The following is a 26,808-nucleotide window of genomic DNA, read 5'->3' as shown; positions in this document are numbered from 1 at the left end:
GGCCGGTCCACTATGGCATACGGCGCGGTGCAGCGTGCTGGACCGCAGGGGGTGCCAGGGGGCAGGCCCCACCCCCGGGACGGTGGATGGCCCGATGGTGCCGCGGCCGGTGCGGACGGAAGTCTCTGCGTATGGACGCACACCACTCCGGCCGCGTGCCGGATCGCAGGGGAGTACTGGCCGCGGCGGCGTTCGCCGCTCTGGGGGCGGCGATGGCCACGCCCGCCGCGACGGCCTCACCGCGTGGCCCGCGCGGGCGGGCCAGGCTGACGCTGCCCACCCCCACCGGGCCGTACCCCGTCGGCACGGTCTCCCACCATCTCGTCGATCACGACCGGCCCGACCCCTGGGTGGCGTCCGGGCCGTCACGCGAACTGATGGTCAGCGTCCGCTATCCCGCCCGGGACGTCGAGGGGTATCCGCGCGCACCGCAGCTTCTGCCGGGCGAGGCGGCCGGATTCGACCGGCTGAACAACCTCGGGGACCTGCCGAAGGGGCGCGTGGACTGGGCGGCGACCCGGACCTTCGCGCACCGGGGCGCCCCGGCCGCGCGGTGCGGCGCCGCCCGGCGCCCCGTGGTGCTCTACTCGCCCGGCGTCGGCGATCCGCGCTCCATGGGCACCACCCTCACCGACGAGCTGGCCTCGTACGGATACGTCGTGGTCTGCGTCGACCACACCTTCGACACCTCGGCGGTCGAGTTCCCGGACGGCCGGGTGGAGACCAGCCGACTGCCGGAGGAGTACGAACGGGCCGAGCGGGAGGGGACGTTCGTCGAGCTGCTGAGGAAGACCTGCGCCGTGCGGGTGGCCGATACCCGCTTCGTCCTCGACCGGCTGGAGGCGCTGGTTCCGATGGGCTCCGACCTGTCGGGGGTCGGGATGTTCGGACAGTCCGCGGGCGGCTTCGCGGCCGTCCAGGGCATGCATGACGACCGGCGGATCGCGGCGGCCGCGAATCTGGACGGAGTGCTGGCCTACGTCAGGCAGGACCATGAGCCGGGCCATTTCTCGACGGTCGCCGAGGACGGGGTGGACCGGCCGGTGCTGCTGATGGGCATGGAGGGCAACGATCACCGCACGGTGCCGTCGTGGGGGGCGCTGTGGGACCACAGCACGGGCCCCCGGCGCGACCTGACGCTGCGCGGTTCGCGCCATGGGGCGTACACCGACGCCATCGCGCTGCTGCCGCGGATCGCCCGGCGGCTCGGACTGCCGGAGAAGACCGTCACCGATGTGGTGGGCACGGTCGCCCCGCACCGGGCGATCACCACCCAGCGGACCCGCGTCCGCGCCTTCTTCGACACCCACCTGCGCGGCCGCGACAGCCGCCCCGGCGGGGGTGGTGACGATAGGTGGTGACTAGAAGAAGAGCCCGAGTTGGACGGTGAGCATCGCGATCACGATCGCGAGGGCCCAGCCCGCGATGTGCTCCTTGAACTGGTCGTCGTCCTTGGGGCCGCCGGTGCGGGCTCGGAGGCCGATGCGGCGCGCCGCGATGTCGGTCATGCGGGTGTCCTCGGTGCTCGGAGATGATCGTGACGAACGGGGTGAAATCGGTCCCCCCACGCCACCCAAGGGTGCGGGACGACCCACCCGGGGTAAAGGGGGAGTGGCCGAACTCACCCGTAGGCCGTGTACCGTCACGCCGTTCACCGTGCGAATCCGTGCGAATCGAGGAGGTCCAGGGTGACCAGCGTCATTCCCAAGGGTCTGGGCGAACAGGCCCGAGCGCTGGCCGGTGGTGAGGTGACCTCCCGCGCCCTGGTCGAAGAGGCGCTGGAGCGCATCGCCGGGACGCAGAGCACCCTCAACGCCTTCCGCCGGATCCGGGCCGAGGCCGCGCTGCTGGAGGCCGAGGAGGCGGACCGGCGGCTGGCGGCCGGGGAGCGCGCGCCGCTGCTGGGCGTGCCGATCGCGATCAAGGACGATACGGACGTGGCGGGCGAGCCGACCGCGTTCGGCTGCCCCGGGGAGTTCCCGGTCAAGACCGAGGACGGCGAGGTCGTACGGCGGCTGCGGACCGCCGGGGCGGTGATCGTCGGCAAGACCAACACCCCCGAGCTGGGCCAGTGGCCCTTCACCGAGGGCCCGGCCTTCGGCGAGACCCGCAACCCCTGGAACCCCGCGCACACCCCCGGCGGCTCCTCCGGCGGGGCCGCGGCCGCCGTCGCCGCCGGGCTGGTCTCCGGCGCGCTGGGCTCGGACGGCGCGGGCTCGGTGCGCATCCCCGCCGCGTGGACCCACCTGGTGGGCATCAAACCGCAGCGCGGGCGGATCTCCACCTGGCCGGACGCCGAGGCGTTCAACGGCATCACCTGCAACGGCCCGCTGGCCCGTACCGTCGCGGACGCCGCGCTGCTGCTGCACGCCGCCAGCGGCAACCACGAGAGCGATCTCCACCGGCCCGAGCCGGTGGACGTGCTGGCCGCGGTGGGCCGTGACCCGGGGCGGCTGCGGATCGCGCTCTCGCTCAGGCCCGCGTTCACCGGTACGCCCAAGGAGCTGGACCCGGTGGTCAAGGCCGCGGTGCTGCGGCTCGCGGAGCGGCTGGCCGCTCTCGGCCATGATGTGGTGGAGGCCGAGCCGCGCTACGGGATGGTGGGGCTGGCCTTCCTGCCCCGCGCCACCGCCGGGATCCGCGAATGGGCCGCCCGCGTTCCGGACCAGACGCTGCTGGATGTGCGCACCCGTGCCGCCGCCCGCCACGGCCAGCTGCTGGGCGGCGGTCCGCTGCGCTGGGCGCGCGCCGCCGAGCTGCGGCTGCACCGCCGGGTCGGCGCCATCTTCCACCAGCGCGGCTTCGATGTGGTGCTGGCCCCCACGACCGCCACCCCGCCGCTGCGGATCGGCGCGATGTCCGGTCTCTCCGGCTGGCGCACCGACCGGGCGATGATCGCGGCCTGCCCGTACGCCTGGCCGTGGAACGTGCTGGGCTGGCCCGGGGTGAACGTACCGGCCGGGTTCGCCGACGCCGACCGCACCCTGCCGCTGGGGGCCCAGCTGCTCGGCCCGGCCAGCAGTGAGCCCCGTCTCATTTCACTGGCCGCTCAGCTCGAGGCCGACACCCGTTGGTACGAGCACTGGCCCCGCATGGCCGGGACATTCACCGCACCCGAGGACCCCGCGGCCCCTTGTACGTAACGGAGCGATCTCCTCCGTTGTGGTCACGGCCGCGGTAGATCATCACTACACTCCCGCCACATGGTGAAGACGGTGGCCGGACGGCGGCGCAGAAGGAAGAGCGGGCAGATATTCGTCAACGCCTCCGGCGGTCGGCGGCAGCTGCTCAGACTCGCCGCGCTGGCTGTCGGCTGCGTCTGCCTCGGCTATCTGCTGCTGCTGGTCGCGGCCCTGTCCGGGGTGATCTGGCAGGACGAGCAGGAGCCGCCCCGGACCACCGAGCTGTCCACCACCGGCAGCGCCCCGCCCGCCGGGTCCTGGGTCGGCACCGACTACAAGGGCTACGGCTACGGGGTGACCGCGCCCCTTGCCGCGGACTCATCCGGCGGAGGCAGCCCCTGGTGAGCCCGCGCCACGCACTCCGCCCGGAGCCGCGCGGCCACTGGCTGCTGCTGATCATCGTCGTCTCCGCGGTCGCCGCCGCGCTGGTCTTCGAAGGCTGGACCACCCACGAGGTCGCCTCCGAACCGACGCGAACGCCCTGCACCCAACCCATACCGAAGGCGGCCGACACCGGCCGACCGGTGCTCCGCATCGCCGGCGACACGGTGAAGACCGCCGGTATGCCGCCCCGCACCGTCGCCCTCACCTTCGACGGCGGCCCCGACCCGGTGTGGACCCCACGCCTGCTGCATCTGTTGCGCGAGCACCGCGCACACGCCACCTTCTTCGTCTCCGGAGCCCAGGCCGTCCGCCACCCGGAGCTGGTCCGGCGGATCCGCGCCGAGGGACATGAGCTCGGCTCGCTCACCTACACCGGATCCGACCTCGGCGCGGCCTCCGGGCCGCGCACCCGGCTGGAGCTCTCGCTGACCCAGACCGCGCTGGCGGGCTCCTCCGGTGTCACCACCAAACTGCTGCGGCTGCCGCTCACCACCCAGGCGGACACCCTCTGCGGCGGCGAGTGGACGGCCGCCCGGCGCGCCGCCGCCCAGGGCTACCTGGTGGTCGCGGCCGACCGGCCGCTGCGCAAACCGGAGCGGGGCGTCGTCCGCCAGTACAGCCAGACCGACACCGCCTACGGCCAGGTGAAGAAGCTCCTCGGGAACCGGAAGATCGAGAGGTTCGCCACGGTCTCCGAGGGACTCGGCCAGCCCACGGCCAACCCTCCGGCGTCCACCCTCGGCCACTGGCAGGGCCAGGCGCTGACGCAGGTCCAGGGCATCGGGCACACTTTCGTCACCGCCATGACCTGGGTGCTCGGCCTCGCCGGGGTGCTGGCCCTGCTGCGGCTGGTGATCCTCCTCTTCCTCGCCAGGACCCACGTCCGGCGGCTGAACCGCTTCCGGCCCGGCTCGCCCTGGCTGCGCGAGGTCAACGAGCCGGTGACGGTGCTGGTCCCCGCGTACAACGAGGAAGCGGGCATCGAGTCCACCGTGCGGTCGCTGCTCGCCTCCACCCACCGGCAGCTCCAGATCATCGTGATCGACGACGGTTCCACCGACCGCACCGCCGACCTCGTCACCTCCATCGACGACCCCCGGGTGATGCTGCTCCGCCAGCCCAACGAGGGCAAGGCGGCCGCCCTCAACACCGGTCTGGTCCACGCCCACCACGACATCGTGGTCATGATCGACGGTGACACCGTCTTCGAACCGGAGGCCATCCACCAGCTCATCCAGCCGCTCGCCCACCCGGCCATCGGCGCCGTCAGCGGCAACACCAAGGTCGGCAACCGCCGTCGGCTGCTCGGCCGTTGGCAGCATCTGGAGTACGTCTTCGGGTTCAACCTCGACCGCCGGATGTACGAGGTGCTGGAGTGCATGCCCACCGTCCCCGGCGCGATCGGCGCCTTCCGGCGGGACGCGCTGCTGGGTGTCGGCGGCGTCAGCGAGGACACCCTCGCCGAGGACACCGACCTCACCATGGCCCTGTGGCGGGCCGGTTGGCGGGTGGTCTACGAGGAGTCCGCCATCGCCTGGACCGAGGTCCCCACCTCGATGCGTCAGCTGTGGCGGCAGCGCTACCGCTGGTGCTACGGCACCCTCCAGTCCATGTGGAAACACCGGCGCGCACTGACCGAGGTCGGCCCCGCCGGCCGCTTCGCCCGCCGTGCGCTGCCCTATCTCTTCCTCTTCCAGGTCGCACTGCCGCTGATGGCGCCCATCGTGGACGTCTTCGCGCTGTACGGCGTGCTGTTCGCCGATCCGCTGGAGTCGATCGGCGTGTGGTTCGCCTTCCTCATCGTGCAGCTCCTCGGCGCCGCGTACGCGCTGCGGCTGGACAAGGAGCGGCTGACGGGGCTGTGGGCGATGCCCTTCCAGCTCTTCGTCTACCGGCAGTTGATGTATCTGGTGATCATCCAGTCCGTGGTCAGCGCCCTGTTCGGCACCCGGCTGCGCTGGCACCGCATCCAGCGCTCCGGGTCGGCGGGCGACGAGCTGACGGCCGACCCGGCCGCGCGCAAGGAAAGCCTGCCATCCCGATGAGCGGGGCGAGGAGATCCATGTCGAACCAGTGGCCGGAGCAGGGACCGCACCACCAGTGGCCGCAGCAGGGACCGCACCACCAGTGGCCGCAGCAGGGACCGCACCCCTCGCCGCAGCAGTGGCCGCATCAATGGCCGGTCCAGGGGCCGCACCAAGCGCCACAGCAGTGGCCGGACCAAGCGCCACAGCAGTGGCCGGACCAAGCGCCACAGCAGTGGCCGGACCAAGCGCCGCAGCAGTGGCCGGACCAGTGGTCGTACGACGGAACCGACCCCGGGCGGACGCCCCACCAGGAGATGCCCCTTCCGCAGCCGGAACCGGTGCCGGAACCGGTTCCGCTGCGGCAGATACCGCCGGACCCGTACCGGCCGCGTACGGAGAACAGGGGCGACGGGGCCGACGGGGCCGCTCCCCGCCGCCGCTGGCCCCGGCGGCTGCGGCGGACGGCCGCCGTCGTGCTCGCGCTCGCCCTCGTCGGCGCCGGGAGCGCCTACGGCTGGGCCACGTCCAAGCTCAACACCGAGGTCGATCTGAGCCGGGTCGAGGACCGCCCCGCCGAGGGCAAGGGCACCAACTACCTCATCGTGGGCTCCGACAGCCGTGACGGTCTCTCCGGCAAGGACAAGAAGGACCTGCACACCGGCTCGGCCGAGGGCCGCCGCACCGACTCGATGATGGTGCTGCACACCGGGGCCCACGGCACCACGCTGATGAGCCTGCCGCGCGACTCCTGGGTGACCCTCCCGCCGTTCACCTACCCCATGACCGGCAAACGCCCCCCGGCGTCGAAGAACAAGCTCAACGCCGCGTTCTCGCTGGGCGGTCCGGAGCTGCTGGTACGGACCGTCGAGCACAACACCGGGCTGCGGATCGACCACTACGCGGAGATCGGCTTCGCGGGGTTCGTGAACGTCGTCAACTCGGTCGGCGGGGTCCCGATGTGCCTCGACCGGCCCGTCAAGGACAAGAAGTCGGGCGCCGATCTGAAGGCGGGATGCCAGACCCTGAACGGCGCCCAGGCGCTGGCCTTCGTCCGCCAGCGCCACCAGGAGGCCAAGGGCGACCTCGGCCGGAGCGAGAACCAGCAGAAGTTCCTGTCCGCCCTCGCGAAGAAGGCCGCGGAGCCGGGTCAGGCCCTGGTGCCGTGGAAGGTCTTCCCGACCGTGGGCGCCGGTCTGGACACCCTCATCGTGGACAAGGACATGGACCTGCCGACGCTCAAGTCGATGTTCCAGGCGATGCAGGGTGTCGCGGGCGGCGGTGGCAAGCGGCTGAACGTGCCGGTGGCGAGCCTCGGTTTCCCGACGTCCAAGGGCAGCGCGGTGAAATGGGACGACGCGCGGGCCAAGCGGCTGTTCGAGCAGTTGCGGAACGACCGGCCAGTGGGATGAGGCCCACCGGCCGAGCGCTCCTCACTGGGTGAAGAAGGACGGCGGGTGGGTGGGGTCGCCCGAGCAGACGAACAGCCCGGCGTGGCTGCCCCGCCCCACCGTCATCCCGGTCGGCTCGCGGTCCTCGCCGTCCGCGTCGTCCTCGTAGGTGTCGAACTGGAGGAACAGCGCGAGTGGTTGCCCGCAGACCCCGCACTCCAGTGACGACGGCATGTCCGTGGTCGCCCAACCCATGCTGCCGCCCAGCTTGCAGCCGGTGAGTACGGAGTTCTCGCGGTAGTGGTCCTCGTCCAGTCGCTCCCGGAGCGCGTCGGGCAGCTCCTCCACCCAGGGGTACTCGACCGCGCGCTCCGGCCGCAGCACACATGGCCGGGGAAGCATGTCCTCGTCGTACGCCCAGTGGTCCTCGGGGTCGGGCTGTCCGACGAGGGGTTCGGTGATGTCCGAGGCCCGCCGCCAGACCAGTTGGCACGCCTGACCCCATCCCTCGGGGTGGGGTTGGTCATGCCAATCGGGACACCAGAGGAGCTGGACGAGGTCCGTCCCGGCGGGGAACGGGGCCTCGGGGAAGTCGGCGGCGGTCAACTGCGCCACCGCGACCAGGGGGTACGGCCCCTGGGGCGTGCCGTTGATGTCCTTGTGCTCGGCGCAGTCCGGCCAGGGCTCATCGGCGGGCCACCACAGAGGCCCGCCGATGTGGCTCTCCCGGATGCCCGGGAGGCCCCGGCGCGGATGCAGCCGGGCGGTGCTCTGTGCGTAGGGGGCGAGGTCAGGCAATGGTCGAGGCGTATGAGACGAAGGCGGTCCAGGCGACCGGGGCGACGGCGAGTTGGGGGCCGTCGGGGACCTTTGAGTCGCGGATGTGGATGGTGCCGCAGGGGTCGGCGGCGACCTCGACGCACTCGGGGCCATCGTTGGTGCTGTAGCTGCTCTTGGCCCAGCCGACCTCGACGCACGAGGGGCCGTCAGCGGTGCTGTAGCTGCTCTTGGTCCACGCGACCTCGACGCAGGCGGGGCCGTCGTCTGTGCTGTAGCTGCTCTTTATCCACTCCGGTGCGGAATCAGAGGGCTTGAGGGTCATGTCTCTCCCAGCACTTTCTTGATGAGGTCAAGTGACTCGCATGGCGTCAGAGCTTGTGCCCGAATGATTCCATAGCGCATCTCAAGGGTCTGGATCTCTTTGATGTCGACGGTCAGGCGGCTGAAGAGTTGGACCTCGGCGTGCGCGACCGTGGTGCCGTCCTTGAGCTTCCGCAGCCGGAACGAGCCGCCAAGACCCGAGTTGTGCTGTCGGGCCAGCGGCAGGACCTGGAGGTCCACATTGCGCAACTGGCTTACCTCCAAAAGGCGTTCGAGCTGCTTCCGCATCACCATTCTGCCCCCGAGGGGGCGGCGCAGTGTCGCTTCGCACTGGACGAAGTTGAAGAGCGGCTGTGCCTTCGTGGGGTCGATCAGACCCTGACGAGCCATGCGACCGGCTACCCGTCGCTCCACCTCTTCCTCGGTGAAGGCCGGACGGCGTTCACTGAAGACAGCTCGTGCGTAGTCCTCGGTCTGCAACAACCCATCGATCACAGAGTTGTCATACGCGGACAGTTCGACCGCCTCGTCCTCCAACTTCTTGAGATCCCGGACCTTCTTGGGATACCGCGCCTCCGCGACATCCGTCTTCATCGCCGAGATCTTGCCGCTCGCCCCCAGAACCTCGTCCGCCTTGTCCAGGAACTCAACACTCGGAATCCGCCGTGCCCGCTCGACGGCCGAGACCTGTTCCTCCCCGTAGCCGATCGCGGCCCCCAACTCCGCCTGCTTCAGACCCGCCGCCTCCCGCCAGAGCTTGATCTGACGGCCGACGGCCCTCAATACGGCAGCGCTCTCCTCATCTTCCATACCGGAACAGCCTAGACACAGACGGCCACGCTGAGTGACCTGAGCCAGCAAATCACCCGAACCAGCACTTCCGTTTCATCTACGGGGCCAGGATGTCCAGTTCGCGCAGCGCGCCCACGGTGATCTCGCGGGTGTACGCCTCCGCCCGTACCGCGTCCCGCTCCCGGACCGCCTCGGCGACCCGTACATGGAGCGTGACCGCCGCCGGATCGGGGTCGGTGAACATCACCTGGTGCTCGGTGCGGCCGGTCAGCACCTCGGCCACCACATCGCCGAGCCGCGCGAACATCTCGTTGCCCGAGGCGCGCAGGATCACCCGGTGGAACGCGATGTCGTGCACCAGGTAGCCGGGGAGCTGCTGGCCCCGTGACGTGGCCACCATGCCGAGGGCGTGCTCGGTCAGCTCGGCGCACTGCTCGGGGGTGGCGTGCTCGGCGGCCAGCGCCGCCGCGGCCGGTTCGATGGCCGAGCGCAGTGCGGTGAGGGAGCGGAGCTGGCGGGGGCGGTCGGGACCGGCCAGCCGCCAGCGGATGACCTGGGGATCGAAGACGTCCCAGTCCTCGGCGGCGCGCACCGTCACCCCGACCCGGCGGCGGGACTCCACCAGGTGCATGGACTCCAGGACCCGTACGGCCTCCCGGACCACCGTGCGGGACACCTCGAACCGCTGCTCCAGCTCATCGGTGCGCAGCACCGTCCCCGGTGGATAGTCACCCGCGGTGATCGCGGGACCGAGGCTCTGCAACACCCGGGCGTGCGGCCCCCGCCCCTTGGACCCCTGATCGTCCGGCCCCTGGTTGTCCATGGGATCAGCCTACGTGCCACGCCTGGAGCAAATAAGTATGACTTTTGAGTCACGGACTCTTGAATACGTCGTATCTGTGAGGTTGAGTGTGCCGCGGCGCCGAGGTCGACGAGGACAGCGAGGTTTCACCGCGATGCACAGCCCCCCGGTAGTTGTCGTCATGGGAGTGTCCGGAACGGGCAAGACCACGGTCGGGCCGTTGCTGGCCGACCTGCTCGGCGTGGCCTACGCCGAGGCCGACGACTTCCACCCGCCCGCCAACATCGCCAAGATGTCGGCCGGGATCCCGCTGGACGACGCGGACCGCGCGCCCTGGCTCGACGCCATCGGGGCGTGGGCCCGGGACCACGCGGACCACGGTGGTGTGGTCAGCTGCTCGGCCCTCAAGCGGGACTACCGGGACCGGCTGCGCGCGGCCAACCCCGAGGCCGTCTTCGTTCATCTGACCGGCGATCGCGCACGGATCGCCGAGCGGATGAAGGCCCGTAAGGGCCACTTCTTCTCCGGCGAGCTGCTGGAATCCCAGCTCGCCACGCTCGAACCGCTCGAGCCGGATGAGAACGGCGTGGCCGTGGACATCTCCCCGGATCCCGCGGCCATCGCCGCGCGGGCCGCCGCCGAGCTGCGGCGGCGTATCGCGCAGAACTGACACCGCTACGTAAGGAACCACCCGTGACCAGACTCAGCGTCGAGCTGCTGGCAGCGGACACCGTCGACCCGATCACGTCGGCAGGTCACGCGCAGCTGGGGATAGCCGTCCTCCTCGGTATCGCCGTCATCGTCCTGCTCATCACCACGTTCAAGCTGCACGCCTTTCTGGCGCTGACCATCGGCTCGCTGGCGCTGGGCGCCGCCGCCGGGGCGCCGATGGACGCGGCGATCGCCAGTTTCACGGCCGGGCTCGGGACCACGGTCGCGGGCGTCGGGGTGCTGATCGCGCTGGGCGCGATATTGGGGAGGCTGCTCGCCGACTCGGGCGGCGCCGACCAGATCGTGGACACCATCCTGGCCAGGGCCAGCGGCCGGACGATGCCCTGGGCGATGGCGCTGATCGCCGGGCTGATCGGACTTCCGCTGTTCTTCGAGGTCGGCATCGTGCTGCTGATCCCGGTGGTGCTGCTGGTCGCCAAGCGCGGCAACTACTCGCTGATGCGCATCGGTATTCCGGCGCTCGCGGGGCTGTCGGTGATGCACGGTCTGGTGCCGCCGCACCCCGGCCCGCTGGCCGCGATCGACGCCGTCCACGCCAACCTGGGCGTCACCCTGGCGCTCGGGGTGCTGATCGCGCTGCCCACCGTGGTCATCGCCGGACCGCTGTTCGCCCGGTACGCCGCCCGCTGGGTGGACATCACCCCGCCGGACCGGATGATTCCGCAGCGCCCCTCGGAGGATCTGAAGCGGCGGCCGGGCTTCGGCGCCACCGTGGCCACCGTGCTGCTGCCGGTGGTGCTGATGCTGGGCAAGGCGCTCACGGACATCGTGGTGGACGACCCGGAGGCCGGGGTCCAGCGGGCCATGGACGTCATCGGCTCGCCGCTGATCGCGCTGCTGGCGGCGGTCATCGTCGGGATGTTCACGCTCGGCCGGGCCGCGGGCTTCACCCGGGGCCGGATCACCTCGACCGTGGAGAGCTCGCTCGCCCCGATCGCCGGGATCCTGCTGATCGTCGGCGCGGGCGGCGGCTTCAAGCAGACCCTCGTCGACATCGGCGTCGGTCAGATGATCATGGACTTCTCCAAGGACTGGAACATCTCCGCGCTGTTGCTGGCCTGGCTGATCGCGGTCGCCATCCGGCTGGCGACCGGTTCGGCGACGGTGGCCACCATCTCCGCGGCGGGGCTTGTCGCGCCGCTGGCCGCCGATATGTCGACCACCCATACGGCCCTGCTCGTCCTGGCCATCGGCGCCGGTTCGCTGTTCTTCAGCCATGTCAACGACGCGGGGTTCTGGCTGGTCAAGGAGTACTTCGGGATGAGCGTGGGGCAGACCCTGCGGACCTGGTCGGTGATGGAGACGATCATCTCGGTGACCGGGCTCGGCTTTGTGCTGCTGCTCTCACTGGTGCTCTGAGGCGCCGGGGCGTTCGGAAGGTTCTGAAAAAATATCCGCACGGAGCACATCCAATGGCCCCTGTCGCGCGTCATCAAGTGGAGCGGCATTGTTATGCCGCCGTACGGCAGGGGCATTTGGAGTATATATCTTGAAAACCGGCATGAAGAGCGTACGTCGCGTCTCCGCGGCGGTCGTCACCGCGGGAGCCGTGCTGGCGGCGGGGGCGTTCTCCGCCACCGCGCAGGCAGCCGCGGTCGCCACGCCCTCGATCGCCGCCAAGGGCGGCTATGTGATGAACAACGGCACGGGGAAGAGCCTTTACACCAAGGCCGCGGACACCCGTCGTTCCACCGGCTCCACCACCAAGATCATGACGGCTCGGGTGGTGCTCGCCCAGCCGAACCTCAACCTTGACGCCAAGGTCACGGTCCAGAAGGCGTACAGCGACTACATCGTCGACAACAACTACGCCTCCTCGGCGCGGCTGATCGTCGGTGACAAGGTCACCGTCCGCCAGCTGCTGTACGGGCTGATGCTGCCGTCCGGCTGCGACGCCGCGTACGCGCTCGCGGACAAGTTCGGCAGCGGATCCACCCGGTCCGCCCGGGTGAAGTCGTTCATCGGCAAGATGAACAGCACCGCCAAGAGCCTGGGGCTGTCCAACACCCACTTCGACTCGTTCGACGGCATCGGGCACGGGGCGAACTACTCCACTCCGCGTGATCTGACCAAGCTGGCCAGTAACGCGATGAAGTACTCGACGTTCCGGTCGGTCGTGAAGACCAAGTCGACCAAGCAGAAGGTGTCCACGAAGAGCGGTGGCTACCGCTACATGTCGTGGAGCAACACCAACAACCTGCTCAGCGGCTACTCGGGCACGATCGGCGTCAAGACCGGCTCCGGTCCGGAGGCCAAGTACTGCCTGGTCTTCGCCGCCACCCGGAACGGCAAGACGATGATCGGCACCGTGCTCGCCTCCACCTCGGTGGACGCCCGCACCTCCGACGCCAAGAAGCTGATGGACTACGGCTTCAAGAAGTAGTCCCTCCGCCGTACGGGCCCGGGGCCCGCTCGCCGACCGCACCGGTCGGCGGGCGGGCCCCGGGCCTTCGTCACATCCGGCCGCCGCATGGACGCGATCTCCCCGGCGCAGAATCAGCCCATGGACGACGTGCAGACCGATCCCGCGACCGATCCCGCGACCGCGCACGCCTGGGCCGCCCTCGGCGGAGCGCCGGAGCCGGCCGCCACGGTGACGTACGCGCCGTCGGCCGGGGTGCTGCCCGCCCGGCTGCCGGTGCGGGAGTTCGCGCGGGCCACCGTGGGGGTGTGTTCGCTGGCCGCCGCCGAACTGGCCGCCCGGCGCTCGGGCCGTCCGGTGGCCGAGTGGGGCGGGATCCGGGTGGCCGAGGCCGCGGTGGGCACCGCCTTCCACAGCGAGCGGGAGCTGCGCATCGCCGGACGGCAGCCGACGGCGTTCGCCCCGCTGTCCGGCTTCTGGCGCACGGCCGACGGCTGGGTCCGCACCCACGCCAACTATCCGCACCACCGCGCCCGGCTGCTGGCCGCCCTCGGCATCCCCGCCCGCGGCACCCCGGAGCAGCTGGTGGAGCGGGTGCGGACCGAGCTGGCGGCCCGTCCGGCGCGCGAGGTGCAGGAGACGGCGTACGCGAGGGGCGCCCTGGCCGTGGCCATGGCGGAGCCCGGCGCCACCGATATGCCGCTGGACGGGCTGCCGCTGGTCGAGTCCCGGCCGGGACCGGAGGCCGGACCGCGTCCGCTGTCCGCCGCGCCGCTGCCTGCCGAGGGGGTGCGGGTGCTCGATCTGACCCGGGTCCTCGCCGGGCCGGTGGCCACCCGCACCCTCGCCGCGCTGGGCGCCGACGTCCTGCGCGTCGACGCACCACAGCTGCCCGAGGACCAGGACACCCATACGGACACCGGGTTCGGCAAGCGGTCCACCCGGCTGGACCTCACCGACCCGGCGGACCGTCGGACCGTCGGCGAACTCCTCGACCGCGCCGATGTGGTGGTGAGCGGCTACCGCCCCGGTGCGCTGGACCGCTTCGGACTCGGCCCGGACGCACTGGCCGAGCGCCACCCCGGGCTGATCACCGCCCAGCTGTGCGCCTGGGGCTGGTCCGGGCCGTGGTCCGGGCGCCGTGGCTTCGACAGCCTGGTCCAGGCGGGGACCGGGATCGCCGCGCTCGAGGCCGGGCCGGACGGCCGACCGGGGGTGCTGCCCGCACAGGCGCTGGACCACGGCACCGGCTATCTGATCGCGGCGGCGGTGCTGCGCGCGCTGACCGTACGCCAGGACACCGGTGCCGGACGGCGCTTGCGCTTCTCGCTCGCGGGCACCGCGTCCTGGCTGCTGCACGGGATCGCCCCGGTTCCCGAGGGCGGGCCAGGCCATGACCCGGCGCCATGGCTGGCCGAGACGGAGTCCCCGTACGGGACGCTGCGGTACGCGCGGTCACCGCTCGCCCGGCCGGGTGGCGGCGGGTTCAACTGGACGCGTCCGCCCGGTCGTTGGGGCGCCGACGCACCGGTCTGGCGCTGACCTCGGACGATCCGTCAGATGGCCGGAATGCGTCCCGGGGGAATCCCTCGACCTCCTAGGGAATTCCACAGTTTTGGTCCGTACCAGGGCGAGCAGGCGGGGTGGGGAGAAGTGCCCATGACACCCAGTCAGGAGGTGTTCGCATGACGATCCAGACCACCCGCGCCCGGTTCGCCGGAGCGGCCGTCGCCGTCGTCACCGGTGTCGTCTGCGTCCCCTGGACGCAGACCGCCACCGCCGCCGAACCCGCCCCGCAGCACTGCGTGGTGGACGCCCGCTCCGGACAGCAGAGTTGCTTCGCGACCTTCACCGCGGCCGTCGACAGAGCCACCCACGGGCAGATCACCGACGCCCCCGCCACACCGCGACAGGCCGTGGCGTCGAAGTCCTTCCGGGCCGAGCTGTCCGGCGTCCGGGCCGCGGCGGCATCCGGAGCCACGTCCAAGGCCGCGGCCGAGGGCGATGTCATCCAGGGGACGTTCTTCGACGAGAAGAACTTCACCGGCTCCTCGCTCACCATCACCGGGGCGGGGCTGTGCCCGAAGGACGGCTGGATCAACTACCAGACCGACCTGGCCGACGACTGGAAGAACCGCATCTCCTCGGCGCAGCCGTGGGGCAACTGCGCGATCTGGCTCTACCCGGAGCCCGGCCTCGGCGGTGACCGCGACGGTCCGTTCGACGAGAACACCGCCGACGTCGGCCAGATGATGAACGACCGCACCCAGTCGATCGGTTTCAGCTGAGCGCCACCGGGCTGATCCGGTCCCCGGTTCCCTCAAGGGTTCCCCCTCTCATTGCACACCCCCCACGGGAGAGCTGCACATGATGAACCGCATACGCACCAGCACCGGCGGCAGCAGCCGCAGGGTCCGCCGCACCCGTGCCGCCGTTCTGCTGTCCGCGGTGGCAGTCCTGGGCGGCGTCGCCATGGCCCCCGGCGCGCAGGCCGAGGAGACGCCGACCATGCGCGAACTGCTCGACAAGTGCGACAACGGCACCGACTCCTGCGTCTTCCACCCCGAGGCCGCCCCCACCGACTCCACGGGCGAGGCGCACCAGGTCGGTGACTCCGCCTACAACTGCACCCAGGACCTCCAGCGCTCGAGCATCGCATGGGCCGACACCACCGGGGAGAGCAACAGCCTCGGTGTCTCGCTCAGCGCCGAGTACGGCTTCTCCGAGGTCTTCAAGGTGAGCATCGAGACCAGCTACGGACACACCTGGGAGACCTCGCACACCGAGACCGACACCACCAACGTCGATGTGCGCCCGGGTGAGGTGGGCTGGGTGACCCGCGAGCCCACCATGGAGAAGGTCAAGGGCACCTACGAACTGCACTTCCCCGACCGGTTCTACGGCCACTACATCTGGTACGTGCCGTTCGAGTCGACCGCGCCCAAGAAGGACGCGTCCAGCACCAAGACCCAGCACACCCGCCCCATGACGGAGGAGGAGAAGGCCCAGCACTGCGGCTGAGCGACTCCGCTTTCGCGATCTGGCAGCGGGCCCGGCTGGAAAGGGGTCGGCCACCGCGTGATCATCGGGGTTGTCGGGACTCCTGAAGGTCGTGCGGTGGCCGCGGGCCATGCCGTGTTGCGGTGACGCGGCCGGATGTGTGCCTCGCGTGGTGTTCACGCAGTAGGTTGCGCCGCGTGAATGATGCGATCCGACACTCGAACCCCTTCCGTCTGATCGTCACGGGAGGCGGGACCGGCGGTCACACTTACCCCGCCCTCACTGCTATCCGTACGTTGCAGGCTCGGTTGGCAGCCGGAGGTGGCACGCTCGAGGTGCTCTGGATCGGGACTCCCGACGGGTTGGAAGCCCGAGTCGCACCTGCGGAGGGGGTCCCCTTCACCACGGTGGCCACTGGGAAGATCCGGCGCTCCGCCAACCCGCTCAAGATGGTGTCACCGGCCAACATCCGGGACATGGCCCGTGTGCCGCTTGGGGTGGTGCAGGCCCGTAAGGTGATGGGTGATTTCCGGCCGGATGTCGTTCTCGCGACGGGTGGGTACGTTGCGGTCCCGGCCGGGCTCGCGGCGCGGATGTGCCGGATTCCGCTGGTGCTGCACGAGCAGACCGTCCGGCTCGGGCTCGCCAACCGCAAGCTAGCCGGGTCGGCGACCCGGATCGCGGTCTCCTCGGAGTCGACGCTGCCACTACTGCCAGAGGCTGTGCGGTCTGTGGCCGTGGTGACCGGCAATCCGGTGCGGCCGGAGATCTTGACCGGACACCCGGATAAGGCGGTCACCGCGCTGAGGCTGAGCGGCTTCGACCGGCGTCTTCCGACCTTGTACGTCACCGGCGGGGCGCAGGGCTCGCAGCAGATCAATGACGTGGTTCGGGATTCGCTTCCCTGGTTGCTGGAGCGTGCAAACGTGGTGCACCAGTGCGGGGCGGCGAACCACGAGGCCCTGCGTACGAACGCGGCGGGCCTGCCTCCCGCGCTCGCTGCCCGGTATCACCTCACCCCGTTCGTGGGGCCGGAGTTGCCGGACGTCCTGGCGCTCGCCGATGTCGTCCTCTCCCGCAGCGGCGCTGGGACCCTTACTGAGCTGACCGCGCTGGGTAAACCGGCCCTGTTCATCCCGCTCGCTTCCTCGGCAGGGAATGAGCAGGCGCATAACGCCCGGCATCTGGAGGCGGCTGGTGCGGCCGTCGCGATCGTCGGCGAGGTTACGGCGGACCGGCTGCGCTCGGCGATCGACCCGCTTCTGACCGATCCGGCAGGACGGGAGGCCATGGCGGTGGCGGCGCGGGCGCATGGGCGGCCGGATGCGGCAGAGCGGCTGGTTGACGTCATCTTGTCGGCCAGCCGCTCTGCCAGCGGGGGGCGAGGCTGATCTCTACGGCATGTTGGAGGCTGTCCGCGTCCAGTCGGTGCGGTCTCCGAGCTGATCACTGTCACGGAGGTAGTGGGTCACCGCCTTGGTCTCGCCCTGCGGCCGGGGCGTGATGTGGCCCAGGCGCGGGAGGACGTCGGACAGGAGGTGCTGAGCGTGGCGCATGGACCGGTCCCACACGTCCCGCACCTCGTCCACTTCGGGCCAGATCGAGAACTGCACCTCACCGAGGATCGGGCCGGAGTCGATACCGGCGTCGATGACATGGACGGTGACGCCGTGCAGATACTCGCCGTTGTGCAGCGCCCAGTTGACCGGCCGTGCCCCGCGGTATTGCGGCAGGCGGCCGGGGTGGCAGTTGATGATCTTGTCGGTGGCGTCGATCAGGGACGAGCCGATGATCTTGTTGTAGAGGGCGCTGACGATCAGGTGGCATCGGCCGGGCTCCAGCTCGCGCCAGTCACCGGAGCGAAGGAGACGGGTGTCCGGCCAGCACTCGGCGACGCAGTCGGCCAGGGAGACGTCCCACTCGGGTTCGGGGGCGTTCGGAATGACGGTGTCGAGCACCGTGTCCGGCAGGGCCGCGATCGTCCGGCACGCGTGGACAGCGAGCCGCCCCTTGCCGAGTACCGCTGCGCGTCTCATCGGAGAGCCTCCCGGAGGGCTGTGGTGACCAACCGCGCGTCCTGAGAGGTCATCTTCTGATGGAACGGGAGGGTCAGGATCTCCTTACCGATCTGCTCCGTGGCGATCAGCGGTCGCCACCAACGGTGGAAGGCCGGTTGCAGGTGATTGGGCGGGTAGTGGGTGCCCACACCGATGCCGTGGGCACGTAGGGCGGCGAACACCCGGTCGCGTTCGGGGACCCGTACGGCGCACAGGGTAGGGACCGAGCGGTGCACGTCCACGTCGACCAGGCGTACCTCGCGCACATCGTCCAGAGCTGCCACGTAGGTGCGCCACAGCTCTTTGCGCTGGGCCTCCAGGGCGGGGAAGTGGGCGATTTGCGCGAGGCCGATCGCGGCGTTGATCTGGGACAGATGCGCCCGGAGCCCGACTCCCTCGACGTGGTAGGTGGTGCTGCACGCTCGCTCGGCTGACGACTCGGCCATCCCCAGCAGGCGTATGCGCCGGGCCTGAGCGGCCTGCTCGGGGTTGCGGGGGACGAGTGCCCCACCCTGCCCGCATGTGAGGGTCTTGACGGGACCGAAGCTGAAACAGGTCAGCGCGTCACCGGTAGCCCCAACCCGGACCGTGCCACGGTGCGAGCCGAAGGCGTGAGCCGCATCCTCGACAATGGCGATCTTCCTCTGCTCCAACTCATTGCGGATGTCGGAGAGGTCCACGGCCCGGCCGCCGTAGAGGACTGGCAGGACGGCGCGGGTGTGGGGGGTGAGCGCTTCCATCACATCCTGCGGACGCAGGCACAGGGTGTCCGGGTCGACTTCGGCGAACCGCGGCCGGGCGCCGCAGGCGCGGATCGCCTGCACTGTGGCACAGAACGTCATGGAAGGGACGATCACCTCGTCGCCGCGGCCGATCCCAGCGACGGCGAGGGCGATGTGCAGGGCGGCCGTGCCGGAGGCCACCGCCACCACGTCTTCGACACCGAGGAAGCCGGTCAGGGCCCGCTCGAACCGCTCGGTGACGTCGCCGTGCCCGTACTGACCGCTGGCCAACACTTGGGCGATGCCCTCCAGTTCGCCGCCGTAGAGGAACGGCCGCCCGTTCTGTGCGTAGGGAGCGGTGGCCATGGGGTTCAGGTCAGACATGGACCGCGCTCCGCTCCACAGTCCTCCGGGGCAGGGTGGCCACAAGCGGGGCCCACCGGTCCGGATTGCGGCGGTACCAGTCCGCGGTCTCCGCCAGGGCCTCGTGAAAGTCGCGTTCAGGCCGGTAGCCGAGTTGGCTGGCGATCTTGTCCCAGACCATCGAATACCGGATGTCGTTGGCCTGCCGGTCGGGGATGTAGGTGACGGCATCCCAATCCGCCCCGCACACGGCCAGGATGTGACTGGTCAACTCGCTGCTGGTGAGGTCGGTACCGCCGCCTATGTTGTAGATCTCGCCCGGCGTCCCACCGCGCAGGACGCGCTCGATGCCCTGGCAGTGGTCCTCCACGTGCAACCAGTTGCGCACGTGCTGCCCGCGGCCATGGAGGGTGACCGGTTCCCTGCTCAGCAGACGGGTGACGAACAACGGGATGATCTTTTCGGGGTGCTGATAGGGCCCGAAGTTGTTGGATGAGCGCGTGACACACACCGGCACGCCGTGGGTCTGACAGGCGCTCAGGGCTACCAGGTCGCTGGCCGCCTTCGCGGCGGCGTAGGGAACGGAGGGGCGTAGCGGGGAGTCCTCGGTCGCCGACCCTTCCGGTAGAGATCCGTACACCTCGTCGGTGGAGATGTGGACTAATCGTTCGACGTTGTGGCGGCGGGCGGCGTCCAGGAGGTTCTGGGTGCCCAGGACATTGCTGGAAAGGAAAGCGTCGGCGGCGGCGTACGAGCGGTCGACATGGGACTCGGCTGCGAAGTGCACGACCGCGGTCTGGCCAGAGGTCACTTCGTCGACGAGGGCTGCGTCCCTGATGTCACCGTGGACGAACCGAAGCTTCTTGCTGAGGAAGGCGACGCCGAGGTTCTCGATGTGGCCGGCGTAGGTGAGTGCGTCGAGGACCGTCACACGGGCGACGTCATCGGCATGGATGAGCCGCTTCACGAAGTGCGAGCCGATGAATCCGGCGCCGCCGGTGACAAGCACGTGCCTCATGTATGCCTCCATGGAGTGAAGGAACGGCCCGGCAACGCCGTTGGGCGGCGCACCTGATGCCGTCGAGGGCCCGCCCGTTGCTGGTCGCCGGGCGTGTTCTCACTCTGGGCCTCTGCATGTGCCGCCTGGGAGGAGCCCAGGGCGTCTACGCACATCCTGTGCCGACCCCGCACAGGATGTGCGGCCCCCACCACGACCGAGTTGGCCCTCCCAGCGTGGTCGAGTTGGCGCTAGCGTCGTCTCTCCTGCCGGTCCGTAGAAGGAACCCTATGGATACCCCAACCGCCAAAGACGTCGGCGCGCTGATCCGCGGTGCTCGCTGCGCCCGCCGCCTCACTCAGGCTCAGGTCGGCGCGGCGTGTGGGTACTCCGCGTCGGCCGTTTCCCGGATCGAGTCCGGCCGCCTTCACCTCGACTACACCCGGTTCATGCAGTTCGCCGCCTTCCTGGAGATCAACCCCGACCGGCTTGCCCCAGCTCCTGTGCCGACCGGGGTGCTGGTCGCTACGGTGAAGGATCAAGCGGACGAGGAGGATGCGGTGCGACGCAGAGAACTGCTCACCGGGGCGTTAGCGGCCGGTGCCACGGCCGCGCTTGGCACATCTACGGCCAGCGCCGCCTCCGCTCCAGCCAACCCGGCCGCCGGTCTTGAAGAGGTCCTGTTCCGACTCCCGTCGGCCGCGCCCGTGCCGCTGAGGCGTCTCACGCAGGAGACTGTCCGGGCCCGGTCAGCCTTCCGCGCCACCCAATACACCATGCTTGGCCGGTCACTGCCCGCGCTTCTGGCCGCCGCGTCGGCGACACGGGACGCGGCGACGGGGCACGAGCGGGAGACAACGAACGTTGCACTCGCCCGTTGCTATGTGCTCGCCGCCGAGCTGGCTCTCAAACAGCACGACGACACCGCTTGGGTGGCTGCTGATCGTGCGCTCGCCGCCGCTCGGGCGAGTGGTCACCCTGTGCCGATCGGTGAAGCCTCCCGCGTGCTGGCGATCACGATGCGGCGCTCCGGCCGCTGCCCAGCCGCGGTGCGGTTCCTCACGGACGAGGCGCGCGACCTCGACGCTGGAGAGGCCCGGACCGGGGCGGTGCGGACCACACTGATGCTGACGGCCGCCTACACCGCGGCCAACGGCGGCGACCGGACAGCCGCGATGGACCTTCTCGATGCTGCCGATGAAGAGATCGACCGCTGGCGGGCAGCGACACCATCAGGACTGTTCACCGTGGACGCGACTCGGGCCCAGGCCGACGTTTACCGTCTCGGCGTCCACAATGCACTCGGTACGCCGGACGAGGGCGTCGCGATCGCTGCGGGCCTGGACATCGACCGATTGCCGACCGCAGAGCGCCGAGCACGGGCCTGGACAGACACCGCCCGCATGTGGCACGCGCTGGGCGAGGACCGGAGGACCTTCTCCGCTCTGAGGAACGTCGAGCAAGAGGCGCCGCAGGAAGTGCGCCGACCAGCGCTCCGAGCCCTGACATCGGACCTGCTGTACTCCTCGGCTCGCGTCCAGGGCGTCCGCGAATTCGCTGCGCGCACCGGGGCGCTGTCCGCCTGATGGCGTCGGCACCCCGCAGACGTGCTGCCACCTGAATGGGCCTGGGCCGCCGCGAAAGGCCGAGCCCCGGCCAACTGGCGCAGACGCCACGAGCGCCCCTCCCGTACCCCTCTGCCCGGGAGGGGCGCTCGACGTACGCGGCGCGGGGGCTACGGCAACCGGACGGTGGACAGTGACCGTTTGAGCACCGGGGCCAGCCGCTGTTCCACGAAGTGGTACAGCAGCCAGGCCAGCGTCAGCATCAGGGCGACGGTCAGTGCGAGGGTGGCGTACGAGGGCAGGCCCAGCGTGCGGTGCAGGACACCGACCACCACCCAGCCCAGATGCTCATGGACCAGGTAGAAGGGGTAGGTCAGTGCCCCGGCCACGGTCAGCCAGCGCCAGTTCGCCCAGTGCAGCTTGCCGAGGGCGATCAGCGCGACGGCCAGATAGCCGAAGGCCACCACGGCGATGATGCCCGTGGACGAGCGGTAGGAGAAGGCGTCCACGTGCGCCGGGTGCCAGAGTCCGGCGATCGCGTAGTGCTGGCCGATCAGAAAGCTGATCGCGACGATGCCCCAGGCGAGGGCGTCATGGCCGTAGCGGTGGATCAGATAGAGGCCGATGCCGCCGATGAAGTACGAGGCGTACTCGGGCATCAGCACCACGTCCAGCAGCGGCAGGTTCGCCGCCTCGGCCACGGCCGCGCCCAGGGTCCAGACGGCGCAGAACAGCACCACGCGGCGGCGGTTGGCGCCGGGGAGGACGACGAACAGCGCGAAGAGGGCGTAGAAGCGCAGCTCGGCCCAGAGGGTCCAGCACACACCCAGCACCCGGTCCACGCCGAGCGGCTGTTGCAGCATGGTCAGGTTGACCAGGGCGTCGCTGGGCGAGACCGCCTCGTAGGCGACCCAGGGCAGCGCGAAGACCGCCGTCACCAGGATGATCGCGGCCCAGTAGGCGGGGAAGAGCCGGGAGACGCGGGAGGCGAAGAACGAGCGCAGCGGGCGCCCCCAGCCGCTCATGCAGATGACGAACCCGCTGATGATGAAGAAGACCTGGACGCCGAGGCAGCCGTAGGCGAAGAAGGACGAGGCGGAGGGGAACTGCTCACGGGGCGAGGTGCCCCACGCCTGGCCGATCTCGCCGGTACGGCCGCCGTAGTGGTACGCGGCGACCATGAGCGCGGCGAGCAGCCGCAGTCCGTCCAGCGCGCGCAGCCGCGGCGGCCGGGGGGTGCGCGCGGGGCGCGCCTCCGCTCCGGGCGCGGGCGCGGGGGAGTGCGAGAGGGATATCGGGCCCGCGTCGGGGGCGGCGGTCGTGGTCATCCGCCCGCCCCCTGACGCGGGCACCGTATGCGGGACGTCGGGCTCATCCCGTGGCCGTCCGCTTCAGCGCGGCCCGCTTCAGGGCGCGGGCGCGGCGGGCGACCCGGCGCACCGCCTCGTTGCGCGGGATGAACGCGAGCTGGGACGGGACCGAGCCGGGCAGGGCGAGCGCGGTGAGCCTGCGGCGCTTGAAGTAGCGCCAGGTGTGGGCGTCCAGATGGGCCGACAGATAGCGCTCGGCGGCCGGGCGCAGCCCGGGGTAGATCTTGGACTGCATCGCGAAGCCCACCGCGGAGACCAGTCCGGTCAGCCGCCGTCCGGCACGCTCGTCGACCGGCGAGGCGCCCGCGGCCACCGCGCGGTGGTCCTCCAGATCGGGCAGCAGCGCGTCCACGATGGTCACCGGCATCCGGTTGCTGTTCTGGTACGGCGTGAGCCGCTCCAGCAGTACATCGGTGCCGATCCGGGCGACGGGCAGCCGGTAGAAGACGCTCGCGGTGAGCAGCGCGGTGGAGAAGCAGCCGACCACCAGGGCCGGGCGCATCCGCTGGTACAGCACCTCGGCGAGGACCGGGGTGTCCAGGACGGTCAGCTCCGCGCCCAGCTCCGCCGCCTTCTTCTCCAGCAGCCGCGACCAGCGGGCGGGGGCGGTGGGGTGCGGTTTGAAGACCACCGTGCGGTGGCCGAGGGCCACCATGCCGCGCAACATCCGCACATGCAGCTCTTCCTCCTCCTGCGGAGTGAGGATGTCCAGTGCGGACAGGTACTGGCCGAGCATCAGCGCCGGTCCGGCGCCGGTGGCGATCCGCTCACTGGCGGAGGCCACCTCGCGCGGTGCGGCGTCGGCGACCTCGGCCAGCACCTTGGTGAACACCTCGGTGGGCAGGATCTCCGGCTCGACGTCGAACTCGGTGAGCAGCAGCGGCCGCAGACCCGGGACGAGGTCGAGGTGGATCAGCCGCCGGATCCGGGTGCCGATCAGCGGATCCAGTTTGTTGCGGGTCGGGCCGTAGCTCATCAGACCGTCGGCGTAGACGTCGATGGGCGCGCCCTGGAAGACGCCTGCCACCGCCATCGCCGGATTGACCTGGATGGACTCCAGGACCAGTTCGATGTCGTCGTCGCCGAGGTCCCACAGCAGCCGCAGATGGCGCTCCCACAGCGGGGCGTCGTCGGGGCGCGGGGACCAGCCGCCGGGGTGGAACGGGCTGATCGTCTCGTTCCAGGACAGCACCCGGTCGAAGCGGCCGCTCAGCCGCTCGAAGCCGGGCATGTCGTCCACGGCCGGGGTGGTCTCCGGGGTCGCCGCGTTGTTGCAGATGAGCAGCAGCCGGCGGTCGGCCGGTCCGATGCTCTCCGCGTCGATGGCGGCCGCGAGGGTCGCCGCCCCGTAGAGGGTCGAGGCGAGGAAGATCTGGGTGCGCTCGCGCGTGGCGCGGGGGGTGTAGCCGGACATCAGGCCGCCACCTCCGGCGCCGGGCGGCGCTTGACTCGCCGCAGCCGTGCGGCGCGCTCGTAGTCCATGGAATCCAGCGCGTCCTTCAGTACGTCCTGGGGCATGCGTTTCATCGCGGCCGCCGACAGGGAACGGAGTTTCCTGGCCACTTGGGGTTCGAATCTCTCGATGTTTCCGAGGTGATGGGAAATGATCGCGCAATAGGTGCGCACGGCCTTCGGGAGCAGGGCGTCGGCGTCCCGGTCCTTGGCGGTTTCCTCGATGACTTGATCGAATGCGCGAATGAAGTCGAGCTGCCGCACATCGCCGATCTGGGTGAGCGACGAGGAAACGCCGCGCCGGTAGAACACCCCGTGCAGACCGAGCACGGCGAAGGTGCGCGCCTCACGGTGCAGCCGCCAGATCCAGGGCCGGTCCTCGGCGGTCCGCAGCCCATGGGTGAAGTGCAGCAGTCCCTCGTCCAGCAGCCGCCGGTGATACATGCCCGCCCAGGCGTAGGGATAGTCCACGGAGGTGGAGCGGTCGGCGGGCAGGATCGCCTGCCGCGGGTCCATCACCACCCCGCGCCGGCCGTGCGGCGCGCGGGCGATGGTGCGCGCGCGGGCCGTGCACTGGACGTGGTCGGTACGGACGAAGTCGCACCCCAGGTCCTCCATGGCGGCCAGGAGTTCGGCGTAGTAGCCGGGGGCGAGCCAGTCGTCGCCGTCGAGGAACGTCAGATACTCGCCGCGGGCAGCGTCCAGCCCGGTGTTGCGCGCGGTGGCGAGCCCGCCGTTCTTCTCGTGCCGTACGTAGACGGCCCCCGGCAGCTCGCGCTCGGCGCGCGCCAGGATCTCCGGCGTCCCATCGGTGGCACAGTCGTCGACGAGAATGAATTCGAAGTCCTCGCGTGCGTTCGCACGGAGGCTTCTGAGCGTGTCAGGGGCATAGGTCTGCACGTTGTAAAACGGCACGATGACGGAGAGCTTAACCACGCGGGTGACGCTAGGTCGCCGTCCGGCATTCGTCTTGACCAGAGGAATACCTGAAGGTGAACGAAGGACGTCGGAACGGTTAACCCGCCCTTCCCGCCAGCCGATTCGCCAATCGTCGACGCGCTGTTAACCCATTGTTGCTCTTGCGTTGGGCCGTGAATCGACATGGCTTCCTAGCGTCTCCGGCGTGTCCTCACCTATCCCTGCACCCCAGCGAGTGGCCGTGCTCGCCGACTCCGACACCCGGTGGAAATGGGGCGCGCTCACCGCACAGCGCCTCGTCCCGGATGAAGCGGAGACGGGCCGCCGTCTGGACGGCTTCCTGCTGCGCGGCCGGGCGACGCCGACCGTCCGGCAGCTCGCCGAGGTGGGGGTGCGCGCCGACGCGCTGCGCGAGGTGACCGGCACCGAATTCGTCCGCGCGATGGACCGTGAACGCTACGACGTGATCGTGCTCTCCCTCGTCGGGGGCGCCGTCCAGGCCATGGTGCACGGACTGGCCCACGCCTGGCGCGGCGCGGCCCGCCGCCCCGTGGTCGTCACCGGCTATGTCGGCGTGGTCTACGAGAAGCTGGCCGACGGTCTGCTGCTGCGGCACGGCGCCGATGTGGTGCTCGCCAACTCCCGCCATGACGCGGAGCGGTTCCGCGAGGTCTACCGGGGCGTGGGGGCCCCGGCGGACAGCGTCGTGGAGTGCGCGCTGCCGTTCCTCGGCGGCGCCCGCTACGACGAGAAGGCCCGGCTCGGCCGCGCCCACCCCGGCGGCACCGTGGTCTTCGCCGTCCAGCCGTCCGTCCCCGACAACCGCGCCGACCGCACCTATCTGCTGCGCCGCGCGGTGGAGCACGCCCGCCGCCATCCCGACCGCGAGGTCGTGGTCAAGCTGCGCAGCAAGCCGGGCGAGCACACCACCCATATCGAGGAGCTCCCCTACCAGAAGCTGATCGACCGGCTCGGTGACGCGCTCCCCGCCAACTTCCGCCTGGCGTACGGGAACATGGGCGAGGTCCTGGACACCGCCGACCTGCTGGTCACGGTCAGCTCCACGGCCGCCCTGGAGTCCCTGCACCGGGGCGTCCCCACCGCCGTCCTCACCGACCTGGGGATCCGCGAGGCGCTGGGCAACCACCACTTCCTCGGCTCCGGCTGCCTCGCCTCCTGGGACCAGCTGGACGCCGGACACCGGCCCGAGGCCGACCCCGGATGGCTGGCCCGCCAGGGCGTCGCCGCCGACGGGCCCTATGAGACCTGGTTCGACGCCGCCCGCGAGCGGGTCGCCGAACTGGCCGCCGCGGACACCCTGCCGCCGCTCGACCCGTACTACACCCGCGCCACCGCCCCCGGCTATCTGCCCGGACGGCTCGCCCGCTACGGCTTCGAACCGGACGGACGGCCCCGCCCCGGCGCCACCCCCGAGGACGGGGACCGGCCCGGGGGGCTGCGCCGGGTGGTGCGCAACACCATGCGCGAGGCGGCCCGCGGCGCCTACCGCCACGGCGTACAGCGCGTGGCTCCCGTCATCCGGCGGATGGGGGAGCTGTGACCACCGCCGCGACCACCTCGACACGCACCGAAG

At 70.6% G+C, this 26,808-nt stretch carries 25 protein-coding genes; 14 read left to right on the top strand and 11 right to left on the bottom strand.

The window, feature by feature from the left end:
* Positions 1-131 precede the first annotated feature (131 nt).
* Entirely contained in the window at positions 132-1,361 is a 1,230-nt protein-coding gene (locus AB0C66_RS10910; protein WP_362435782.1) for a hydrolase, read from the top strand.
* On the opposite strand, the gene AB0C66_RS10905 is transcribed toward AB0C66_RS10910, so the two are convergent.
* On the bottom strand, positions 1,362-1,508 hold the full coding sequence (locus tag AB0C66_RS10905; RefSeq protein ID WP_362435780.1) for an SCO1431 family membrane protein: 147 nt from the start codon (positions 1,506-1,508) through the stop codon (positions 1,362-1,364).
* Between the two features lie 180 nt (positions 1,509-1,688).
* Between AB0C66_RS10905 and AB0C66_RS10900 the strand changes: the two genes are divergently transcribed.
* Genes AB0C66_RS10900 through AB0C66_RS10885 form a run of 4 tightly spaced genes read left to right on the top strand, consistent with a single transcriptional unit; the run spans position 1,689 to position 7,002 of the window.
* On the top strand, positions 1,689-3,143 hold the full coding sequence (locus AB0C66_RS10900) for an amidase (protein ID WP_362435778.1): 1,455 nt from the start codon (positions 1,689-1,691) through the stop codon (positions 3,141-3,143).
* A 60-nt stretch (positions 3,144-3,203) separates the two neighbouring features.
* Positions 3,204-3,527 carry a hypothetical protein gene (locus AB0C66_RS10895; RefSeq protein WP_362435776.1) on the top strand — a complete coding sequence of 108 codons (324 nt, stop codon included), beginning with the start codon at positions 3,204-3,206 and terminating at the stop codon, positions 3,525-3,527.
* On the top strand, positions 3,524-5,611 hold the full coding sequence (locus AB0C66_RS10890) for a bifunctional polysaccharide deacetylase/glycosyltransferase family 2 protein (RefSeq protein ID WP_362435774.1): 2,088 nt from the start codon (positions 3,524-3,526) through the stop codon (positions 5,609-5,611). Before AB0C66_RS10895 ends, AB0C66_RS10890 begins: the two co-directional genes overlap by 4 nt.
* Before the next feature lie 17 nt (positions 5,612-5,628).
* A complete protein-coding gene (locus AB0C66_RS10885) occupies positions 5,629-7,002 on the top strand; it encodes an LCP family protein (RefSeq protein WP_362435772.1) in 1,374 nt (457 codons plus the stop codon).
* A 21-nt stretch (positions 7,003-7,023) separates the two neighbouring features.
* Here AB0C66_RS10885 and AB0C66_RS10880 read toward each other — a convergent pair whose 3' ends face one another.
* From AB0C66_RS10880 to AB0C66_RS10865, 4 genes are all read right to left on the bottom strand, one after another.
* Entirely contained in the window at positions 7,024-7,779 is a 756-nt protein-coding gene (locus AB0C66_RS10880; protein ID WP_362435770.1) for a hypothetical protein, read from the bottom strand.
* The gene (locus tag AB0C66_RS10875; RefSeq protein WP_362435768.1) at positions 7,772-8,083 is read right to left on the bottom strand and encodes a DUF397 domain-containing protein; all 312 of its coding nucleotides are present in this window, start codon (positions 8,081-8,083) and stop codon (positions 7,772-7,774) included. The genes AB0C66_RS10880 and AB0C66_RS10875 overlap by 8 nt, the downstream gene beginning before the upstream one ends.
* Complete coding sequence (locus tag AB0C66_RS10870) at positions 8,080-8,892, bottom strand: helix-turn-helix transcriptional regulator (protein ID WP_362435766.1); 813 nt, start codon at positions 8,890-8,892, stop codon at positions 8,080-8,082. The genes AB0C66_RS10875 and AB0C66_RS10870 overlap by 4 nt, the downstream gene beginning before the upstream one ends.
* A 79-nt stretch (positions 8,893-8,971) precedes the next feature.
* Positions 8,972-9,697 carry an FCD domain-containing protein gene (locus tag AB0C66_RS10865; RefSeq protein WP_362435764.1) on the bottom strand — a complete coding sequence of 242 codons (726 nt, stop codon included), beginning with the start codon at positions 9,695-9,697 and terminating at the stop codon, positions 8,972-8,974.
* 133 nt (positions 9,698-9,830) lie between these two features.
* On the opposite strand from AB0C66_RS10865, the gene AB0C66_RS10860 reads away from it, so the two are divergent.
* The 7 genes from AB0C66_RS10860 (at position 9,831) to AB0C66_RS10830 (ending at position 17,161) form a co-directional block, all read left to right on the top strand.
* On the top strand, positions 9,831-10,346 hold the full coding sequence (locus tag AB0C66_RS10860; RefSeq protein WP_362435762.1) for a gluconokinase: 516 nt from the start codon (positions 9,831-9,833) through the stop codon (positions 10,344-10,346).
* A 23-nt stretch (positions 10,347-10,369) separates the two neighbouring features.
* A complete protein-coding gene (locus tag AB0C66_RS10855; protein WP_362435760.1) occupies positions 10,370-11,767 on the top strand; it encodes a gluconate:H+ symporter in 1,398 nt (465 codons plus the stop codon).
* Positions 11,768-11,909: 142 nt separating this feature from the next.
* Positions 11,910-12,791: a D-alanyl-D-alanine carboxypeptidase gene (locus tag AB0C66_RS10850; protein WP_362435758.1), complete on the top strand. Its 882-nt coding sequence runs from the start codon at positions 11,910-11,912 to the stop codon at positions 12,789-12,791.
* A gap of 120 nt (positions 12,792-12,911) precedes the next feature.
* Positions 12,912-14,312: a CoA transferase gene (locus AB0C66_RS10845; protein WP_362435756.1), complete on the top strand. Its 1,401-nt coding sequence runs from the start codon at positions 12,912-12,914 to the stop codon at positions 14,310-14,312.
* Between the two features lie 143 nt (positions 14,313-14,455).
* Positions 14,456-15,058: a hypothetical protein gene (locus AB0C66_RS10840; protein ID WP_362435754.1), complete on the top strand. Its 603-nt coding sequence runs from the start codon at positions 14,456-14,458 to the stop codon at positions 15,056-15,058.
* A gap of 79 nt (positions 15,059-15,137) precedes the next feature.
* A complete protein-coding gene (locus AB0C66_RS10835; protein ID WP_362435752.1) occupies positions 15,138-15,791 on the top strand; it encodes a hypothetical protein in 654 nt (217 codons plus the stop codon).
* Positions 15,792-15,967: 176 nt separating this feature from the next.
* Positions 15,968-17,161 carry a UDP-N-acetylglucosamine--N-acetylmuramyl-(pentapeptide) pyrophosphoryl-undecaprenol N-acetylglucosamine transferase gene (locus AB0C66_RS10830; protein WP_362435750.1) on the top strand — a complete coding sequence of 398 codons (1,194 nt, stop codon included), beginning with the start codon at positions 15,968-15,970 and terminating at the stop codon, positions 17,159-17,161.
* A gap of 3 nt (positions 17,162-17,164) precedes the next feature.
* Here the strand turns inward: AB0C66_RS10830 and AB0C66_RS10825 are convergent, their stop codons facing one another.
* Genes AB0C66_RS10825 through rfbB form a run of 3 tightly spaced genes read right to left on the bottom strand, consistent with a single transcriptional unit; the run spans position 17,165 to position 19,930 of the window.
* Positions 17,165-17,806: a formyltransferase family protein gene (locus AB0C66_RS10825; protein WP_362435748.1), complete on the bottom strand. Its 642-nt coding sequence runs from the start codon at positions 17,804-17,806 to the stop codon at positions 17,165-17,167.
* Positions 17,803-18,933: a DegT/DnrJ/EryC1/StrS family aminotransferase gene (locus AB0C66_RS10820; RefSeq protein WP_362435746.1), complete on the bottom strand. Its 1,131-nt coding sequence runs from the start codon at positions 18,931-18,933 to the stop codon at positions 17,803-17,805. The genes AB0C66_RS10825 and AB0C66_RS10820 overlap by 4 nt, the downstream gene beginning before the upstream one ends.
* A complete protein-coding gene (gene rfbB, locus AB0C66_RS10815; protein ID WP_362435744.1) occupies positions 18,926-19,930 on the bottom strand; it encodes a dTDP-glucose 4,6-dehydratase in 1,005 nt (334 codons plus the stop codon). The genes AB0C66_RS10820 and rfbB overlap by 8 nt, the downstream gene beginning before the upstream one ends.
* Positions 19,931-20,199: 269 nt before the next feature.
* Here rfbB and AB0C66_RS10810 point away from each other — a divergent pair, with 269 nt between their 5' ends.
* Positions 20,200-21,495 carry a helix-turn-helix transcriptional regulator gene (locus AB0C66_RS10810; RefSeq protein ID WP_362435742.1) on the top strand — a complete coding sequence of 432 codons (1,296 nt, stop codon included), beginning with the start codon at positions 20,200-20,202 and terminating at the stop codon, positions 21,493-21,495.
* Positions 21,496-21,644: 149 nt separating this feature from the next.
* Here the strand turns inward: AB0C66_RS10810 and AB0C66_RS10805 are convergent, their stop codons facing one another.
* The 3 genes from AB0C66_RS10805 to AB0C66_RS10795 are packed head-to-tail and all read right to left on the bottom strand — an operon-like array spanning position 21,645 to position 25,232.
* Positions 21,645-22,802 (bottom strand): acyltransferase, encoded by a 1,158-nt coding sequence (locus AB0C66_RS10805; RefSeq protein ID WP_362435740.1) that lies wholly within the window; start codon positions 22,800-22,802, stop codon positions 21,645-21,647.
* A gap of 43 nt (positions 22,803-22,845) precedes the next feature.
* On the bottom strand, positions 22,846-24,258 hold the full coding sequence (locus tag AB0C66_RS10800) for a polysialyltransferase family glycosyltransferase (RefSeq protein WP_362435738.1): 1,413 nt from the start codon (positions 24,256-24,258) through the stop codon (positions 22,846-22,848).
* Complete coding sequence (locus AB0C66_RS10795) at positions 24,258-25,232, bottom strand: glycosyltransferase family 2 protein (RefSeq protein ID WP_362435736.1); 975 nt, start codon at positions 25,230-25,232, stop codon at positions 24,258-24,260. The genes AB0C66_RS10800 and AB0C66_RS10795 overlap by 1 nt, the downstream gene beginning before the upstream one ends.
* Before the next feature lie 223 nt (positions 25,233-25,455).
* Between AB0C66_RS10795 and AB0C66_RS10790 the strand changes: the two genes are divergently transcribed.
* Positions 25,456-26,775 carry a DUF6716 putative glycosyltransferase gene (locus AB0C66_RS10790; protein WP_362436626.1) on the top strand — a complete coding sequence of 440 codons (1,320 nt, stop codon included), beginning with the start codon at positions 25,456-25,458 and terminating at the stop codon, positions 26,773-26,775.
* Positions 26,776-26,808: the final 33 nt, after the last annotated feature.

Origin of the sequence: Streptomyces sp. NPDC048636, assembly GCF_040650655.1 — a bacterium.
In the GTDB taxonomy this organism is placed as follows: domain Bacteria; phylum Actinomycetota; class Actinomycetes; order Streptomycetales; family Streptomycetaceae; genus Streptomyces.
Note: the sequence above shows the minus strand (reverse complement) of the source record. Positions and strands in the feature narration are given on the sequence as shown.

Excerpts from the sequence above, each read along its gene's own strand:
- AB0C66_RS10910 (WP_362435782.1), top strand. The coding sequence starts at position 132 with ATGGACGCACACCACTCCGGCCGCGTGCCGGATCGCAGGGGAGTACTG.
- AB0C66_RS10905 (WP_362435780.1), bottom strand. The coding sequence starts at position 1,508 with ATGACCGACATCGCGGCGCGCCGCATCGGCCTCCGAGCCCGCACCGGC.
- AB0C66_RS10895 (WP_362435776.1), top strand. The coding sequence starts at position 3,204 with ATGGTGAAGACGGTGGCCGGACGGCGGCGCAGAAGGAAGAGCGGGCAG.
- AB0C66_RS10885 (WP_362435772.1), top strand. The coding sequence starts at position 5,629 with ATGTCGAACCAGTGGCCGGAGCAGGGACCGCACCACCAGTGGCCGCAG.
- AB0C66_RS10875 (WP_362435768.1), bottom strand. The coding sequence starts at position 8,083 with ATGACCCTCAAGCCCTCTGATTCCGCACCGGAGTGGATAAAGAGCAGC.
- AB0C66_RS10870 (WP_362435766.1), bottom strand. The coding sequence starts at position 8,892 with ATGGAAGATGAGGAGAGCGCTGCCGTATTGAGGGCCGTCGGCCGTCAG.
- AB0C66_RS10865 (WP_362435764.1), bottom strand. The coding sequence starts at position 9,697 with ATGGACAACCAGGGGCCGGACGATCAGGGGTCCAAGGGGCGGGGGCCG.
- AB0C66_RS10860 (WP_362435762.1), top strand. The coding sequence starts at position 9,831 with ATGCACAGCCCCCCGGTAGTTGTCGTCATGGGAGTGTCCGGAACGGGC.
- AB0C66_RS10850 (WP_362435758.1), top strand. The coding sequence starts at position 11,910 with ATGAAGAGCGTACGTCGCGTCTCCGCGGCGGTCGTCACCGCGGGAGCC.
- AB0C66_RS10845 (WP_362435756.1), top strand. The coding sequence starts at position 12,912 with ATGGACGACGTGCAGACCGATCCCGCGACCGATCCCGCGACCGCGCAC.
- AB0C66_RS10840 (WP_362435754.1), top strand. The coding sequence starts at position 14,456 with ATGACGATCCAGACCACCCGCGCCCGGTTCGCCGGAGCGGCCGTCGCC.
- AB0C66_RS10835 (WP_362435752.1), top strand. The coding sequence starts at position 15,138 with ATGATGAACCGCATACGCACCAGCACCGGCGGCAGCAGCCGCAGGGTC.
- AB0C66_RS10825 (WP_362435748.1), bottom strand. The coding sequence starts at position 17,806 with ATGAGACGCGCAGCGGTACTCGGCAAGGGGCGGCTCGCTGTCCACGCG.
- AB0C66_RS10820 (WP_362435746.1), bottom strand. The coding sequence starts at position 18,933 with ATGTCTGACCTGAACCCCATGGCCACCGCTCCCTACGCACAGAACGGG.
- rfbB (WP_362435744.1), bottom strand. The coding sequence starts at position 19,930 with ATGAGGCACGTGCTTGTCACCGGCGGCGCCGGATTCATCGGCTCGCAC.
- AB0C66_RS10810 (WP_362435742.1), top strand. The coding sequence starts at position 20,200 with ATGGATACCCCAACCGCCAAAGACGTCGGCGCGCTGATCCGCGGTGCT.
- AB0C66_RS10805 (WP_362435740.1), bottom strand. The coding sequence starts at position 22,802 with ATGACCACGACCGCCGCCCCCGACGCGGGCCCGATATCCCTCTCGCAC.
- AB0C66_RS10800 (WP_362435738.1), bottom strand. The coding sequence starts at position 24,258 with ATGTCCGGCTACACCCCCCGCGCCACGCGCGAGCGCACCCAGATCTTC.